Annotated in this window: 12 protein-coding genes and 1 pseudogene; 1 reads left to right on the forward strand and 12 read right to left on the reverse strand. The window is 49.0% G+C overall.

Going from position 1 to position 15,150, the window contains the following annotated elements:
- Window positions 1-15: 15 nt before the first annotated feature.
- Entirely contained in the window at window positions 16-912 is an 897-nt protein-coding gene (locus QZ367_RS08195; protein ID WP_291939471.1) for a radical SAM protein, read from the forward strand.
- 950 nt (window positions 913-1,862) lie between these two features.
- Here QZ367_RS08195 and QZ367_RS08200 read toward each other — a convergent pair.
- The 12 genes and pseudogenes from QZ367_RS08200 to QZ367_RS08255 all read right to left on the reverse strand — a co-directional run bounded on the left by QZ367_RS08200 (window position 1,863) and on the right by QZ367_RS08255 (window position 15,141).
- A complete protein-coding gene (locus tag QZ367_RS08200; RefSeq protein ID WP_291939472.1) occupies window positions 1,863-3,434 on the reverse strand; it encodes a subtype B tannase in 1,572 nt (523 codons plus the stop codon).
- Window positions 3,431-4,117, reverse strand: a complete 687-nt coding sequence (locus QZ367_RS08205) for a tetratricopeptide repeat protein (protein WP_291939475.1) — start codon at window positions 4,115-4,117, stop codon at window positions 3,431-3,433. The genes QZ367_RS08200 and QZ367_RS08205 overlap by 4 nt, the downstream gene beginning before the upstream one ends.
- A gap of 72 nt (window positions 4,118-4,189) precedes the next feature.
- Window positions 4,190-4,684, reverse strand: a complete 495-nt coding sequence (locus QZ367_RS08210) for a TlpA disulfide reductase family protein (protein WP_291939478.1) — start codon at window positions 4,682-4,684, stop codon at window positions 4,190-4,192.
- Window positions 4,681-5,022, reverse strand: a complete 342-nt coding sequence (locus QZ367_RS08215) for a hypothetical protein (protein ID WP_291939480.1) — start codon at window positions 5,020-5,022, stop codon at window positions 4,681-4,683. Before QZ367_RS08215 ends, QZ367_RS08210 begins: the two co-directional genes overlap by 4 nt.
- 228 nt (window positions 5,023-5,250) lie before the next feature.
- Window positions 5,251-5,889, reverse strand: a pseudogene (locus QZ367_RS08220) (ABC transporter ATP-binding protein); the annotation flags it as partial.
- Between the two features lies 1 nt (window position 5,890).
- Window positions 5,891-7,024 (reverse strand): FtsX-like permease family protein, encoded by a 1,134-nt coding sequence (locus QZ367_RS08225; protein ID WP_291939483.1) that lies wholly within the window; start codon window positions 7,022-7,024, stop codon window positions 5,891-5,893.
- Complete coding sequence (locus tag QZ367_RS08230; protein WP_291939486.1) at window positions 7,011-8,255, reverse strand: ABC transporter permease; 1,245 nt, start codon at window positions 8,253-8,255, stop codon at window positions 7,011-7,013. The genes QZ367_RS08225 and QZ367_RS08230 overlap by 14 nt, the downstream gene beginning before the upstream one ends.
- Window positions 8,255-9,673: a Fe-S-containing protein gene (locus tag QZ367_RS08235; protein WP_291939489.1), complete on the reverse strand. Its 1,419-nt coding sequence runs from the start codon at window positions 9,671-9,673 to the stop codon at window positions 8,255-8,257. Before QZ367_RS08235 ends, QZ367_RS08230 begins: the two co-directional genes overlap by 1 nt.
- 415 nt (window positions 9,674-10,088) lie before the next feature.
- On the reverse strand, window positions 10,089-10,610 hold the full coding sequence (locus QZ367_RS08240; protein ID WP_005869331.1) for an iron transporter: 522 nt from the start codon (window positions 10,608-10,610) through the stop codon (window positions 10,089-10,091).
- A gap of 14 nt (window positions 10,611-10,624) precedes the next feature.
- On the reverse strand, window positions 10,625-12,556 hold the full coding sequence (locus QZ367_RS08245) for an FTR1 family protein (protein ID WP_291939498.1): 1,932 nt from the start codon (window positions 12,554-12,556) through the stop codon (window positions 10,625-10,627).
- Between the two features lie 219 nt (window positions 12,557-12,775).
- Window positions 12,776-13,879, reverse strand: a complete 1,104-nt coding sequence (locus QZ367_RS08250) for a c-type cytochrome (protein WP_291939500.1) — start codon at window positions 13,877-13,879, stop codon at window positions 12,776-12,778.
- Window positions 13,880-13,881: 2 nt separating this feature from the next.
- The gene (locus QZ367_RS08255; RefSeq protein ID WP_291939503.1) at window positions 13,882-15,141 is read right to left on the reverse strand and encodes a cytochrome bc complex cytochrome b subunit; all 1,260 of its coding nucleotides are present in this window, start codon (window positions 15,139-15,141) and stop codon (window positions 13,882-13,884) included.
- Window positions 15,142-15,150: the final 9 nt, after the last annotated feature.

A 15,150-nucleotide genomic window follows, 5' to 3' on the forward strand; every position in this document is an offset into this window, starting at 1 on the left:
AATCATGGAGCAAAAATGAGATATATTTTCGGGCCCGTCGCCTCGCGTAGGTTCGGGCGCAGCCTCGGCATCGACCTGAGCCCGCAGCGCAAGCAGTGCAACTTCAACTGCGTCTATTGCGAGCTGGGCGCGGGCAAGCCGGTAAGCGCAATGAGCGAGCCCTGTGAGATCGGCCCGGTCATCGCCGAGCTGAAAACCGCGCTGCAAAACCACGCGGGCATTGACGTCATCACGATCACGGCAAACGGCGAGCCTACGCTACATCCGCGCTTTGCAGAGCTCGTGGGCGCGCTAAAGGCGCTGAACCTGCCGCAGAAGCTGCTTGTGCTCTCAAACGGCTCGCTCGTGCGCGAAAACAGCGCTACTTTAATGAAACTTGATATCTGCAAATTTTCACTAGATAGCGCGCTTGCGAAAAGCTTTCGCAAGGTGGACGGCCCGCACGCAGGCATTAGCGCCGAGGATATCGTAAGCGCGATCGCAGATTTCGCGCGCAAGTTTCGCGGCGAGCTTGATATCGAAATCCTAGTCGTGCGCGGGCTAAATGACACACAAGAGGACTTTGCGGCGCTGAATGCGGCTTTAGCTCGCATCAACCCGCACCGCGTAGATCTTGGCACTATAGATCGTCCGCCTGCATACCGCGTGCAGGGTGTGAGCGAGGCACAGCTGCGCTATCTGGCTACTTTCATCGAAAATCAAAACGTAAATATAATCGCCGCACCCAAATACGCAAGCGAGCGACTGAGCTTTAGCGAGGATGAGATATTGCATACTTTGGTACGTCGTCCGCAGCGCACGAGCGACGTGGAGGCGATGTTTGACGAAGCGAGCGCGCAGCTTTTAAAGCGTCTTGTGGGTGCGGGCAAAGTCGTTTTTAAAGACGGTTTTTACGAGATCGCGAAAGGCTAGGGCGTTAAATTTTAAAAGCTCTTTTGCGGTGCAGCGCAGCAAAAAGCGGTTTGCATTTTGGCGTCGTTGCAAGCGGTGCCCGCCGCATGCGAGCTAGAGAGGCGGCGCAAAGACAGCGCGTTTAAATTTAATGCCGAAGCTGCGTTGCCATAGATAGAGCGCTTGTCGCACGCGAGCTAAAGGTAGCGCAATGCTAGCTAGCGTTAAATTTAGCGCCGAGTTGCGTCGCCGCAAAGATACCGGCGCATCAGGTTTAGGAAACGATGCTGCCGCCGTGCGGTGATCTTTAATAGGCTAAACGGTGCTTAAAAGCGCCATTAAATTATGAAATTTATGCACACGGCGCAAAAATACAGACCCCAAGCGGCGCTTTTTGTGTGTCAGCGGATTATTGAAGTAAGTCGAATAATAGGATAGCAAAAGCGGGCTTGGGCTCCGCGAGAGATCGCGAAGCGCGCCTTAAATTTAGCCTGCTTGCCGCGCTTGCTTGGGTTTTTGCGTTTATTTTGGCGAATTTTAATCGCCTGCATGCCGAATACGCGCTCATTACGCGATACCTGCGTGCTCAAATATCTGCGATCGGAAGTGCATAAACGCCGTGAAATTTTATCGCATACTTCGGTTTTTATTTTAGCCTGCAGAATTTGATTGCGCCGAAATTTTAGCGCAGATCGCGCTAAAGGCTTCAACATAAATCGTCGCGGCCGATAAAATTCAATTCGCGCCGTATTGCCGTGATAAAATTCTATGGAATTTTTTGAATGCTAGCCGCAAAATTTCAAGCCGTTGCGCGCTTTGCGGCGATGCCGAAATTCTGCCGCGATATAATTTCGCAGCGAAATTTTACGCTGCTCGGATATATTTGCTAGAGAGAGCTTTAGACGATAAAATTTTACGGCGAAACTGCGGGCAAAATTCTAAATTCCAAAGTAAAATTTTGCCCGTTAAACCTACTGCGCGACTATTTCGTCGATCCAGCTAAAAAGCTCATCCAGATCGTAATCGCCGGCGTGTCCTTGTCCCCAAGGCACTGCAAAATCGACGTTTTTGCCCGCGTTTTGCAAGCTAAGAGCCAAAATAGCGGGGATCGCAAGCGCCGTATCGCGATCGCTCGCGCCGTGGCGGATGCGGTAATGCTTCGCGCCGTTTTCGTTGCGCACGAAGCTCATCGCATCCATCATCTCCACGAGCTGGACATCTGCGATTAGCACCCCTTTGGCGGGGTCATTCATCGCACTAAAATCCGTAAAATGCGCCGCGTTAAATTTAGCGCCGCCGAACAGCTCGTTTTCGGGATTTTCAAGCGCGAAGCCGTCGAATGCGGGCGGGGTCTTGGTGCGCGGCTTGGAGGTCGCGTAGCCCCAAAAGAGCATATGCGATTGCGACGCGTCGTCCTTGATCTTTGCAGCGAGGTATAGGGGCGCCTTTGCGCGCGGATTTTTCGCCGCAAAATTAGCAAACGAGGCCGATATGAGCGCGTTTATGTAATCTTTGAAGCTGCCGTCGCCGTTTTTATCCAGGCTTAGCGCGCGACCGCCCCCATCCTTTAAGCTTAGCGAGTTCAGATAGGCGGGGAATTGCGCCTTTAGCTCGTCTGAAATTTTAATCTGCGCTGCGCTTAGTTTGCCGCTTAGCATCTTGCGCGCGAGCTTTGCGGCGCTTTGATCCGCGCCTTTTTTGGAATTTTTTTCAGCGCCGCTAGAATTTTCGCCGCGCTCGTTAAATCCCGCCGCATCAAAGCCGCTAAAATCCATCTTTTCATATTCACTCTGCGCGCCGAACATCCACTCATACGCCGCGTCCGCGTGCTTTAGATTGGTGATCGGGCAGTATAGCGACGCCGCGTAAATTTTATCACTAGCCTTCGCAGCGCCCAGCTCTTGCAGATACGGCTCGTACGCGGCCTCGTCCCCGCTCGTGCCTAAAAGCGCCGAGAGCGCTCCGCCTGCGCTCGTGCCGTTTGAGATGATCTTGTTCGCGTCCCCGGGCATCGCCGCGTCGTTAAATTTCAGATACCGCACGGCCGCCTTTAGATCGACGATCGCCGCGGGCGCCTTGCCGATATAATCGCCGTTTGCGTCCTTTAGTGTGCGTCCGCGCGCTGCGGGAGCGGCTACGACGTAACCGCGCGAAAGCGCCGTAGCGATCGCGTTTGGCTTGCCGCTTTCGTCTATTTTGACCTCGCCCGCTTCGCCCGGCAAGTATCCGCCCACGCCGTTTGGCAAAAATATCGGCGCGCTCGCGGCGTCAAATTTACCGCTCTTGCGCCCCTTAAAATACTGCTGTGGGATGAAGATATTCATGCTCTGATAGTGCGTGCTTACGGGTTTTGCGACGTAGATTATGTTTTTGTAGGCGCGAAATTTTATCTTTTTGCCGCCTACTATCACGCTTTCTTGCGTAAAATTTGCGGCGTTAAATTTCAGATCTATTTGCGCGCTCTGCGCCGCAGCCTCTGCGTTTAGGCTTAGCGCGCCGCAAAGTATCGCAGCAGCGCCTAAGGCAAGGGATTTTTTACTCACTGCTGCTTCTTTTCGATCTTGATATTCCCGCTCTTTAGCCCCTCGAGCAGCTGCGCGGCGGAGCTATTTTTCGGATAGGCCTCAAGGTATGCCTGCAAGTGCTTAATCGCGCCCTCTTTGTCGTCATGCATCAAGCTAAACAGCGCAAGGGCGTGGTGCGCGCGCATCGAACCGAGCTCAAGCGCGCTAGAAAGCATCTGCTGCGCCTTTTGATCGCGGGAGGAGTTTAGCAAAAACTCGCCGTATTCCGTGCGGATCTCGCCGTTTTTGGGCTCTTCTTGCACTAGCTTATCGTAGAGCGCGTCCGCCTTCTCTGCGGCGCCTTTGATATCAAAGTTGTGCCGAATGACGTAAATTCTGGCAAATTTATGCTCAAACTCGTAGCGGTCTTTGGCGTCGATATCCTTTTTAAACAGCTCCTGATTTAAAAATTTAAAAATTTCTTCAAACGCTCGCGCATCCTGGTAGGCGATCTCGGCGTCCTTCCCGCTGTCGAAGTTTAGCGGATACTCGCATGCGTGGGCGCAGAGATAATCCACGGAGCGGTAAATGCCGCCGATATCCAGGGCGCGCGAGCCGTCCGGCGCCGTCTTTATCATCGCGTCGTGATCGTAGGGCTCATAAGGCGCTGCGAGTGCGCAACTAAGGGCTAGAGCGGCTGCTAATGCGGTTTTTGCAAACATATCGTTTCCTTAAGATGAAATTTTAAGCCGATTTTAGCGAAATTTACCAAACGCTAGGCCTCTTTGGGCAGGCTAATTTACGAGTTTGAGTTGGGTTTCGAAGGCGGATTTGGGATAGAGGCCGATGAGCTTTTTAACCGCTTTGCCGTTTTTATCGTAGATCACCGACGTGGGGGTGCCAAAAATACCGCCTACGATGGTTTCAAAGTATTTCACCGAGCTCGCGCCGCTGACGCTTGGGAATTTTATCCCCTTTTCGCGAGCGACTGCCGCATCAGCTTCCAGGCCTTTGCCGTCGCCCAAAATGCCGATGATCAGCGCATCGCCGCTAGCTTGCAGCTCGTTTAGCACGGGTACTTGAGCTTTGCACGCGCCGCAGCTGCTGGTGTAGAAAAACAGCACGAACGGCTTGTCGTTGCCCTCGATCTTTAGTGTGCGCTCGGAGGGGTCGAACTTGGAGGCGAGTGAGGCGCCGTCACTGCTTAGATGGTGCTTCCATCCGTCGCAGCCCGCGAGCAGTAGCGCGAACACGGCGGCAGCAACTTTTAAATTTAAAAATTTTATCATCTAAAACCCGCCTTCGGGCGCGCTAAATCGGCCTTTAAATTTGCGTTTGAAATTTTAAAATTTACGGCGCGATCCGGGCGGAAATTTATATCGCGACCCGCGCCTAGGCGTATGTTACGATCCGCGTCGCAATCCGCGCTCGTAGCGTTTCGGCTTTTAAAATTTTTACCCACTCCGCTCGGTTTTGCGACGGTGCTTGATCTTTCTAGGCAAGCAGCTTCGGCGGGACGTGCGCAGCAAAGAGCCGCGCCTGCTTGCGCGAGCCTTAAGCGAACCCGAAAATAGCGCGGGCGGGCGGTGAAATTTTTAAATTTTAACGTAGCTTTATTTTTCGTCATGCGAGTTAAATTTTATGCACCGGAATTCTGTGCGCCCGAATTTTCGCCGCTTAAATTTTTGGCGCCCTGATCTTCGACGCCAGAGCTTTGCGAGGCAGAATTTTGCTCACTCGCAGTTTCGGCGCTAGAGCTTTGCGAAGCGCTTTCGTTTGGATCGCGATCTGAAATTTTATCTTGCGAGCCGAGATTATGCTTCATCGTGCTTTGATCCAAAAGTTCTATTCGATCGAGCTTGCCGTGTCTTAGGCGCACCACCTTGTCGGCAAATTTGCCGAGCTCTTCGTTGTGCGTGACTAAAAGCAGCGTCTTGCCCTCGCTGCGAAGCGTCTGAAAGAGCTGCAAAACCACGCGCTCGTTGGCCTCGTCGAGGTTGCCCGTAGGCTCATCCGCGATGATGATGTCGGGGTCATTGATGAGTGCGCGAGCGATGCAGACACGCTGCTGCTCGCCGCCGCTAAGCTCGCTAGGGCGGTGCGTGATGCGGTGCCCGAGCCCTACTTTCTCAAGTGCTGCCTTGGCGCTGCCCTCGTCCACGCAGCTGTGGTAGTATTGATTTAACATGACGTTTTCGACGGCCGTTAGATAGGGGATTAAATGAAACTGCTGAAACACGAGGCCGATCTTTTTGCGGCGAAATTCTAAAATTTGCTCGTCGTTTAGCGCGCTCGCGTCGGCTCCGCCTAGGATATATCTGCCCGCGGTGGGGGTGTCCATCAGGCTTAGGATATTTACCAGCGTACTTTTGCCGCTGCCGCTTGGGCCCATTATGCTGACCCACTCGCCGCTTAAAACGTCGAAGCTGATATTATCGAGAGCCTTGACCTCGCCGAAGTATTTGCAGATGCCTTCAAATTTTAAAATTTCCATGTCATTCCCTTAATAGATTCGCTAAATTCGGATTCAGCGCCTTTTTGATCGGATAGTAGCTTGCCGCGAGCGCAAAAATCAGGCTCAGCGCGACCGCTGCAAAGAGGCTAATTAGCCTAAAATCCACGCTGCTTGAAAATATCAGATGCCCCAGCAAGATCGCGAGCAGGTATCCCACGAATACTCCAGCTAGCGAGCCTGCGACGCAGACGGTTAAAATTTCGCTCAGGATCAGGTGGAGCAAATTTTGTTTGCTCGCGCCGATTGCGCGGATGAGCGCGAACTCTTTGATACGCGAAAGCAGGATCGAGCTAAGGCTCGTGTTGATGCAGACCGAGGTGATTAGAAGGATCGTAATGCCGATAAGAAGCATCAAAAGCTTGATTTTGTTTAAGATGATGCCCTGGGTCTTGGATACCTTGCCGATCGGCGCGAAGCTCATCTGCGCATCGCTTAGGCTTTTTGAAATTTCGCTTAGCTGCTTAAAATCGCCGCTTACGATCGCTTCGGCGTAATTTACCTGCGCAGGCTGATTTAAAATTTTTTGCGCCAGCGGCAGCGAGATTAGCAGCATGCCGTCCTCTTTCTGCCCGTCATAGACGATGCCTTTTATCTTAACTTTGCTCGTTTCGTTTGAGCCGAGCGGCGTGATCTCGATACTGTCGCCGAGCTTCGCGCCCAAAAGCTTGGCGAGATCTTGGCCGATGAGCGCGTTTTTATCGTCGAAATCCACGCCGATAAACGAGCCCTCTTTGAGATCCAAAAACGGCATCGTATCGCGCAGAGAGGAGAAATTTACTCCCATGATGATGCCTGAGTTTACGCCTAAATTTGCGCTACCGAAAAGGTATTTATTCGCGCTTTTTAGAGCTGGAATTTTGGCAAATTTTGCATCGAGTGCCGCTTCGTCCATATGGGAATTTTCTAAATTTGCGGGGCTTACGATTAAATTTGCGCCGTAGCTGTTTAACTCGCTGGCGACCTTTTTATCGATGTCGGCGTAGATATTTACGAACGCCGCGCAAACCGCGCTGCCTAGCATGATCGCGACGAAAATCACGAAGCTGCGAATGCCGCTGTTGATGATACTTTTAAAGATCGCGCCTCTGAAAAACGCTCCGTTATTTCCTACCATAAAGCACCTCCGCAGGCAGCAGCTTGATCACTCCGCGTAGCGGCAAAATCGAGCCGATAATGCAAATAAGAAGTCCAAAGACGATGCTAAGCGGAAAGACCATCAGCGATACGCCGATAAAGGAGCCAAAAATTTGATACGCGATCGCCCAGCTAAGCGCGTAGCCCACAACTGCGCCCACGAGCGAGCTAAGTATGCAGATGACGAAAATTTCGGCGGCGAACTGGATATAGATCATAAAATTGCTCGCTCCCAGCGCCTTAAGCAAGCCGATCTCCTTTTTGCGCTTGTAAATTTCGCTGCTTAGCAGGCTCGTGATGCAGATGCTTGAGATTAGCAGCGATAGAATGCTTACGACGCCCATTAAATTTTGAATCTTCTTCGTGATGCCGCTTTGAGCTTCGCTGACGCTAAGGACCGCCTTAGCAGTTGCGTTTGGATACTCCTCGGTGATCTGATACGCGATGGAGCTTACGTATGCCGAGCAGTACCATGTGTCGTATTCGACGGCGTCCAGGTTATCGAGGCTTCTTCTTGCCTTTACGGACAGATCGTCTTCGGGGATCGTCATGGCGCTAACTTCTGCCTTGGCGATGAGGCCCTCTTTGTGCGTTAGCTTTTGCACTAGCGATAAATTTGCTATCAGCTTTTTGGCTTCATCCTCCGCGCCGTGCAAAATTCCTACGACCTTAACCTCATAATCTCCAAGCTTAACCGTATCGCCGATCTTTAGCCCAAGCCCGTCTCCTGCAAGCACCTCGTCATCGGCACCGTCTTTTACCCACTGTCCCTCTACGCTCCAAAACGGATAGAGCGAGCGCACGCCCGATCTGAAATCAGGCTCATCGCTAACGCCTACGTCCTTTTCGAAGTAGGTTCCCACGACGTCGTAATCTCCCGCGCGGGTAGTTAAAAAGGGCGCAAAGGCGGTGATATTATTGCGCCAAAAAATTTCTTTGATCTTATGCAGCTCGCTCTCTTTTAAGAAATCGTCATTCTTAAGCGGCGAGTATTCGCGCCCGCCGATCTCGATGCTTAGGCTTTGCGAGCGCGGTAGCACTACGATATTTGAGCCGTAGCTGCGTAGCTCCTTAGCGACCTGATCGCCGATTTTTAGCGTGATATTTAGCATGCAAGCGATCAGCGAGACCGATAAAAATATGGTCAAAAACGCTAGAATTTTGCTATCCCTGGAGTTTAAAATGGAGGATTTGATGATGCGTAAAAACATTATTTAAGCTCCTTTAGCGTGCCGTTTTCATCTACATAGCGCTCGGGGTGTGCGGTAAAGGCGTTTGCATTCGCTTCGCTTTCGAAAAAGTAGGTGCGTCCGTAGTAAAGATAGCTAAATTTAGAGGTGTTTAAAATCTCTTTTCTACTGACCGGATCGATCACCTTTTTATCCACGATCTCCGAGAAATAGGACGCGCCATCTTCAATCGTCTTAAGTGCGATGACGATATTTTGCCCCTCTAGCTTATAATCTAGCGGGATTGGGTTGCAGCCGCCAAGCTTGCCGACGCTCGGCAAAAAGATACGCACGTTGCAAGCGATGCAGATGAGCTCGTCGCCTTTTTTGATGTAGCCCATATCGCCGCAGATCGAGCACGCGTCAAAAACCGCGACCGGGGCAAATTTGTCCGTGAAGCGGTTTAGTAGAAAAAACCTGACCTTATGCCCGTCGTCGGTGACGTAGGCAAAGCGGTGCAGCTTGCCGTCCTTTACGATGTTTGCATCGATTATGAATTCCGCGCCTTGCGGCTCGATGATCTTAGGCTCATCGATCGTAGGTGGTTTTGAAGCGACCAAGATATAATAAAGCCCCAAAAAGCTGATTAAAACCCCAAGCGACAAGATCAGGCTAAAATCTCTAAAAATGGCGAATCTGCCCGCCTTAACCTCTCTAAATTTTATAATGTCCGCTTCGCGAGGCAGACGTCTTGGCGCACGAAATGCCGTAAGTAGCGCAATTAGCGCGGCTATAAGGCAAAGAGCTAGCGTCAGATAGGAGTTGTTGTAATGGATGATTTTAGCGATGACGCTTAGAAACTCGGACGAGCCAATCGCGTTTGAAAGCCCTTCAAAACCCTTCGCAGCTAGAGCTTTGGGCGCGTCTGCCTGGCGCAGATCAAGACCTAAAAAGCCGATTTTAGCAATAAAGGCAAACACCCACGCAAGAGCGAACGACACTAGCTTTGTGCCTCTGCTCGCGCGCGCTAGAGCTGAGCGATAAATAAAATAGAATAAAATTAGCGCCAGCGCACCTAAAACCGCCATAAAGAGGTTGGTTAGGCTGAAGCTATCCAGTAGCTCGCCGGAGAAAATTTTAAAATTCATCCCTATGAAGCGGTATTCAAATCCATACGCGCAACCAAGAGCAAAAATAACTATAGCGGTAAGATAGAATCGCTTAAACTTAAACGCAAGCAGTAGCGCGAGCAGCGCTAAAAGTGCGAGCGCATCAAATACGATCTTGCCCGTATCGGCGTTTGCCGAGCGCGCAAATGCGCTAAAGCACAGCGCCCCGAATGCAGCTCCAAAAAGCGCGGGCAAAAACGATGCGCTGATAAAGCGCCTGCCGCCCAGATACGCGCTTAAAAACGCGAGCGGAAATAGAGCCAAGCTAACGTGATAAAAAAATATCGTCATTAAAAATCCTCATCGAGTCTAATGCGCGTAAATCGCCTATAATTGCTTAAATTTTAAAATTTTAAAACCTACGCCATTTTGTAAATTTTAAAATTTCAAATCCGCTTGCAAAAAAGTTCGCAACGGCAAGAGCCACCCGCAAAGAGAAATTTCGCCACGCTCTTGCTTTGGTTTTATCTCGTCCTTGCAGCGCGCTAAATTTTAAAATTTTAATTCTCTTGAAATTTTAAAATTTTGCCGCAGCTAAAAAGATTCGTAAGCTTAAACGCATTGAAGCAAAACGATACGTTTTAGCTACGGCGTAGCGGTTAAATTTAAACGGGCTAAATTTAACCGCCTTAAATTTAAAGCATGCGGCTAAACCCAATACCGCTAGGACTCCGCCGAAAACGAACTCGGCGGAGCCATCTATGATTTACTCTTTAGGAGCGCCTGTGTATTGGAAAGTGTATTTAACCGAGAACGGCTCCCACCATTTGCCTACACCGGTCGCTTTGTCCGCGTGGCGGCCGAATCCGTTGGCGCTTGGATTTTCGATGTTATAGGTTAGCTCGTAGTTGCCTACGCCGTTTACCATCTTGATATTAGCACCGTAGTGAGGGCCGTCGCTAGCTACCATCGGCATGAAATTTCCCTTTTGGATCTTGCCGGTATCTAGGTTTTTAAGCACGTAAGCGATCTTTAGGTAAGGGATCCACTCGCCCTCGCCGAATCCGTTTGCATTGCCTTTGATGGCGTGGATATCCGCCTCAAGGTGGATGTCCGCCTTGCTAGGAGCTAGATCAATGCCTTTAGGCTCCATATCGATAGGCTGAAGATAAACTGCCGCGATCTCCATTCCATTTTGCTCAATCGGCTCGCCGATTGGATGCTCTCCCGCCATTGCTATAACAGAGGCTAGGCTTAGCGCCAACATACCTGAAAAAATCTTTTTCATCTTTTCTCTCCTTATTAAGATTTGTTTTTTTGCTTATTTTTTAAGATTAAAATTCCTACGATCAAAAGTACGATCATCACCGCTTGCGGCACGAGGCTCTGGACGTAAGGATAAAATCCGATCCACGTAATCGTAGGAAGCCCGTCTATTACCGTAGGCACGAATACCTTGCCCTCGACTAGCTCCATCACGCCCTTGCCCACGAATACGACGGACATATAAAAGATAATGACTGATGTAGCGATGAAAAATGGCTTGATGGCGATTTTAAGCGAGAATTTTTTGATGACGATATAAACTATAATAAGAGCCGCCAGACCCGCTACAAAGCCTGCTGCTACCATGCTGGTAGCAGCCGGACTTTTAGCATCGAAAAGTAGTGCCAGGTAAAATAGCACCGTCTCTGCGCCCTCGCGATAAACCGCTAAAAATACCGTCCACCAAAGCATCTTGCTATCGCCAGAACTTAGGCTGTTTGAAATTTGACCTTGGATATAGGCGCTCCACTTTTTGGAGCTTGCATTTGAAAGAAGCCAAAAGCCCACATAAAATAGCAGAACTACGGCGATTAACATCACCGCGCCCTCCATCACTTCGCGCGTTTGTCCTGCATTTTCGCTACCAAAGATATAATTCAGCCCGTAAGCTGTAGCGATACTTAGCACAACCGCGACGCCAAGAGCGCTGTAAACGATATTTAGGTGCCTTGAGTTGCCGGATTTTATAAGTAGAGCGATGACTGCGGCTACGATGATGAGCGCTTCAAATCCTTCACGCAAGATGATGATAAACGCGTATAAGAATAGATCCCAATTGCTTGATTTCTTCGTTAGCTCTAGGCTTTGGGTGAGCTGATCAAATAGCTTGTTTTGCGCCGCTACAATCTGCTCTTTGGAAGCACCCGCGCGCATAAGAGCCGAAATTTTATTAAAGCTTGCTTCGGTGTCTAGCTTAAGCTGAGTATTTTTAGCACCGACGATATTCTCCATGCCGCTCTCTTCGTATTCATCAAAGTAGATATTACCGCTCTCGTCGATCGCATCATCAACCTTGCCGCTTTCGTAAAGCTGCAAAACCTTAGCCATTTTGTCTTTGATATTTTGCACAATCGGCGTAAAATCCTTGCCCTCATCCTCGCTAGTATCGCTTTGTGCTAACGCAGTCTGCGGCGCTATGGAGTAGCTTTCTTGCGGCAAATCATTTACGGCTTTTAATGCTAGATTATCTAGGGCGTTTATCGCTTCGTCAAATTTTGATTTGTCCGTATCTGCATCCTCGCGCAAGAGATTTCCGATGATCTGCTGAATCGATTGATCGGTCTGAGATGAGACATATTTTCGCACTGCCTCCTCTAGACGTTCGTTGCGGTAGATATCAAATTTAGCGCGATTTAGCGCAGCTTTTAGCGCAGCAGTGTCTTTTTTATCAAACGCAGCTTTAGCATTATCCAGCTCAGTTTTAAATTCCGTATAGACGCTCATCCACGGCGAAGTTGTACCGGATGCTGCGGAATTCCCGCCTGAGGCTGGCACAGAAGTGCTGCCATCGCCTCCGTCTTGATACTCGGCTACGAGACGATGACCAGATTCAATCACAGGCAGAACCTCGTCAATCTCGCGATTTAGATTATCGATCATTGCTTGGATCTCATTTAGAGGCTTTTCAGCTTTGATCGCTTTACGGATATCGCCGAATTGCTTCTCCATATCGTAGGATTTTTTCTGACTTAAATTTATGCGAATGCCGGCTTCTAAATTTTCAAAATGCCCGAAATACGCCTCTTGGGTTATCTTTCTGGCCTCCGAGTTATTGCCGTCTACATAAAATTTAACCGCCTGGGCAAATTTTTCTTTAATCGCCGCCGCTTCGGCGCGATAATCGGTCTGCGCCAGCAACATGCAAAATGGAAAAATAAGAGCCAAAATCGCAAATTTAAAAAATTTCATCTGAACCTTCTTAAGTTAAATTTATACATTAAATTTCAAAATTAAGTAGCAATTATATGTAGAAAAATCTTAAAAAGTAATAAAAAAAGCGGTTATCATAAAGCACGAAAGCGGCTAAATTCTCAATTGCGAGAGCTTTTTGATAGATATAATTTAATAGAATTTAGGATATGGCGGAATTTTAAACGGCAGTCGGATTTTATTCCGACTGCTAAAATTTTAGTGAAGTTTCGACCAAATTTTACTTTTCCAAAGACCTGCAAAAACAGAAAGGATCAAGAAATAAATCATAATATTTATGGTTGTAGCTTCACGCTCGGCTTTTTTGCTGTCGCCTACGTCAGCCAGATACTCCACGACCTTGGCTTCAGCGTTTTCGTTCAAGCCTACGCGCGGCATCGAGGTGCCTGGAAGCTTCTTTTGCGTATCGTTGATAAACTCGTGCAGATAGTTGGCGCCCTTAGAACGGATCATCATCGAAAGATCAGGAGGCGTCGAGCCCATATACGCAGCCAAGCTAGCCTTGTCACTGGATGCAAATAGCTTATCATATTTGACGTCGTGGCATCTTAGACAAGCATCCTCAAAAACCGCCTTGTTTAAAAGGAATTTTTTCTGCGCTTCGTCTAGTTCGGTGCCTTGTTTGATGCCGCTAGCAGCAGCCTCAGAGGCGATTAGTTTATCCTCGCTAGGAGCGAGCGATTTTAGATAGGCTACGATATCGGCGATCTCTTGATTTAGATCACCGCCCGCACCGAAAAATCCAGGCATCGGAAAAGGTTTTTCGTCGCCAAATTTCTGATCTAGCTTAAGAGCCATGATCGGATCTTTGATGAGTGCAGCTAAGAATTTATCGGTGTATAGATAGCCTGCGCTGCTAAGATCCGGAGGATTGACGCCGTATGCGGCACTAGCGCTTGCCGCGTCCATAGGGGCGGGGATATTTGCACTTTTTACTCCATGACATGCGGTGCAGCCTGCATTTGTAAAGGTTTCAGCGCCGCGCACGGCATCGCCTTTGCTAAGATCGATTTTATTTATCTCGTCCCAAAAAAGCACCGTTTTGTCTTGTTGCTCTTTCGCGCTGGCTAGGGCTTTTTTAGAATTTTTTATCATCGTCTCATCCCCGCCTTTTTCAGCTGCGGCTAAAGCGCTTTCTTCTGCGGCTACGTTATGCGCGGCTAAAGCCGTATCGCCTGCTGCAAAATCGTAATTTACCGGATCGGTGTGCGGACTGAGCTTAGTATGAGCATAAGGCTCGATAAACCAGTATAAAATTCCCACACAAAAAAGCACCAAGATTAGGGTTCTTATCTCTTTCATGGCTAGACCCTCTTCCTTTCTGCAATTGTAATTAGCGGAAGCACTACGACGAGCAATCCGATATATATGATCGATAAAGCAAAGCCCCAGTATTTGTTTTCGATACCGAGCTCCGCGCCGTCTGCAGGGAGCTTGCCGAAAAGGCTAAGCAGGATCATGTCGATTACCAAAACCCAAAACCAAATGAAAAACGCCTTGTTTTTGTGCGCGGGGGCTACTACGCTGCTGCGATCAAATAGTGGGATAAAAAACAGCGAAACTCCAGCGAAGGCAAAGGCGATAAGTCCGATGTCGGCAGCCTTAAGCGGCCCTACGTCGAAGTAAAATCCGCGCAGAATTTCATACTCCCAGAGAAAGTACCATTCCGGATAGATATGCGTTGGGGTTTTGAGGCTGTTTGCCGGCTCGAAATTTATCGGATCCATCGCAAAATCGAAGTGAAAGCCCACTAGATAAAAGAAAAATATCATAAAGATACTGACATAGAAAAAATCCTTCGCCAAAAAGCCCGGCCAAAACGGAATTACCTTACTTTCGCTAGTTTTTCCTTCCAAATACTTCTCACCCTCGAGCTCAAAGTCAATCTCCTCGCCGTCTAGGTTATTTACATGCGGAAATCTAAGCGAATAAAAATGCACTGCCAGCACCGCAACCACCACAATAGGCAGCAAACAGACATGAAGCATAAAAAATCGCGTCAGCGTTGGATCACTAACAGCATAATCGCCGCGAATCCATTCGACTATCGCATCGCCAACTACTGGAATTCCTCCAAAAAGATTAGTAATAACCATCGCTGCCCAGTAGCTCATCTGCCCCCACGGAAGCATATATCCGCTAAAAGCCTCAGCCGAAAAGATGATGAAAAGCAGCATTCCGCTTACCCAAATCATCTCTCGCCCTTGCTTATACGAGCGGTAATATATAGCTACTAAAGTATGAATGTATAGGATCAAAAATACGACTGATGCCGATACTGCGTGGATATGTCGCCATAGCCAGCCGTATTCGACCTCTTTCATAATCGTGAAATTTACGCTATCGAATGCCAAATTGACATCTGGCTTATAATACATCACGAGCATTAGTCCACTAACGAACAAAACTATAAATAGCGTCATCAAAATAACGCCCATCGCCCAAAGGAAGCTAATATTTTTAGGAATCCAATACTCGCTTACCATCACCTTGAAAAATTTCGTTACGGCGAGCCTTTGGTCGAACCAATCCCAAACTCCCGTAGCTTTTCTGATATGTGCCATCTGCGCCTC

It is taken from the genome of Campylobacter sp. (assembly GCF_019423325.1).
Lineage (GTDB): Bacteria > Campylobacterota > Campylobacteria > Campylobacterales > Campylobacteraceae > Campylobacter_B.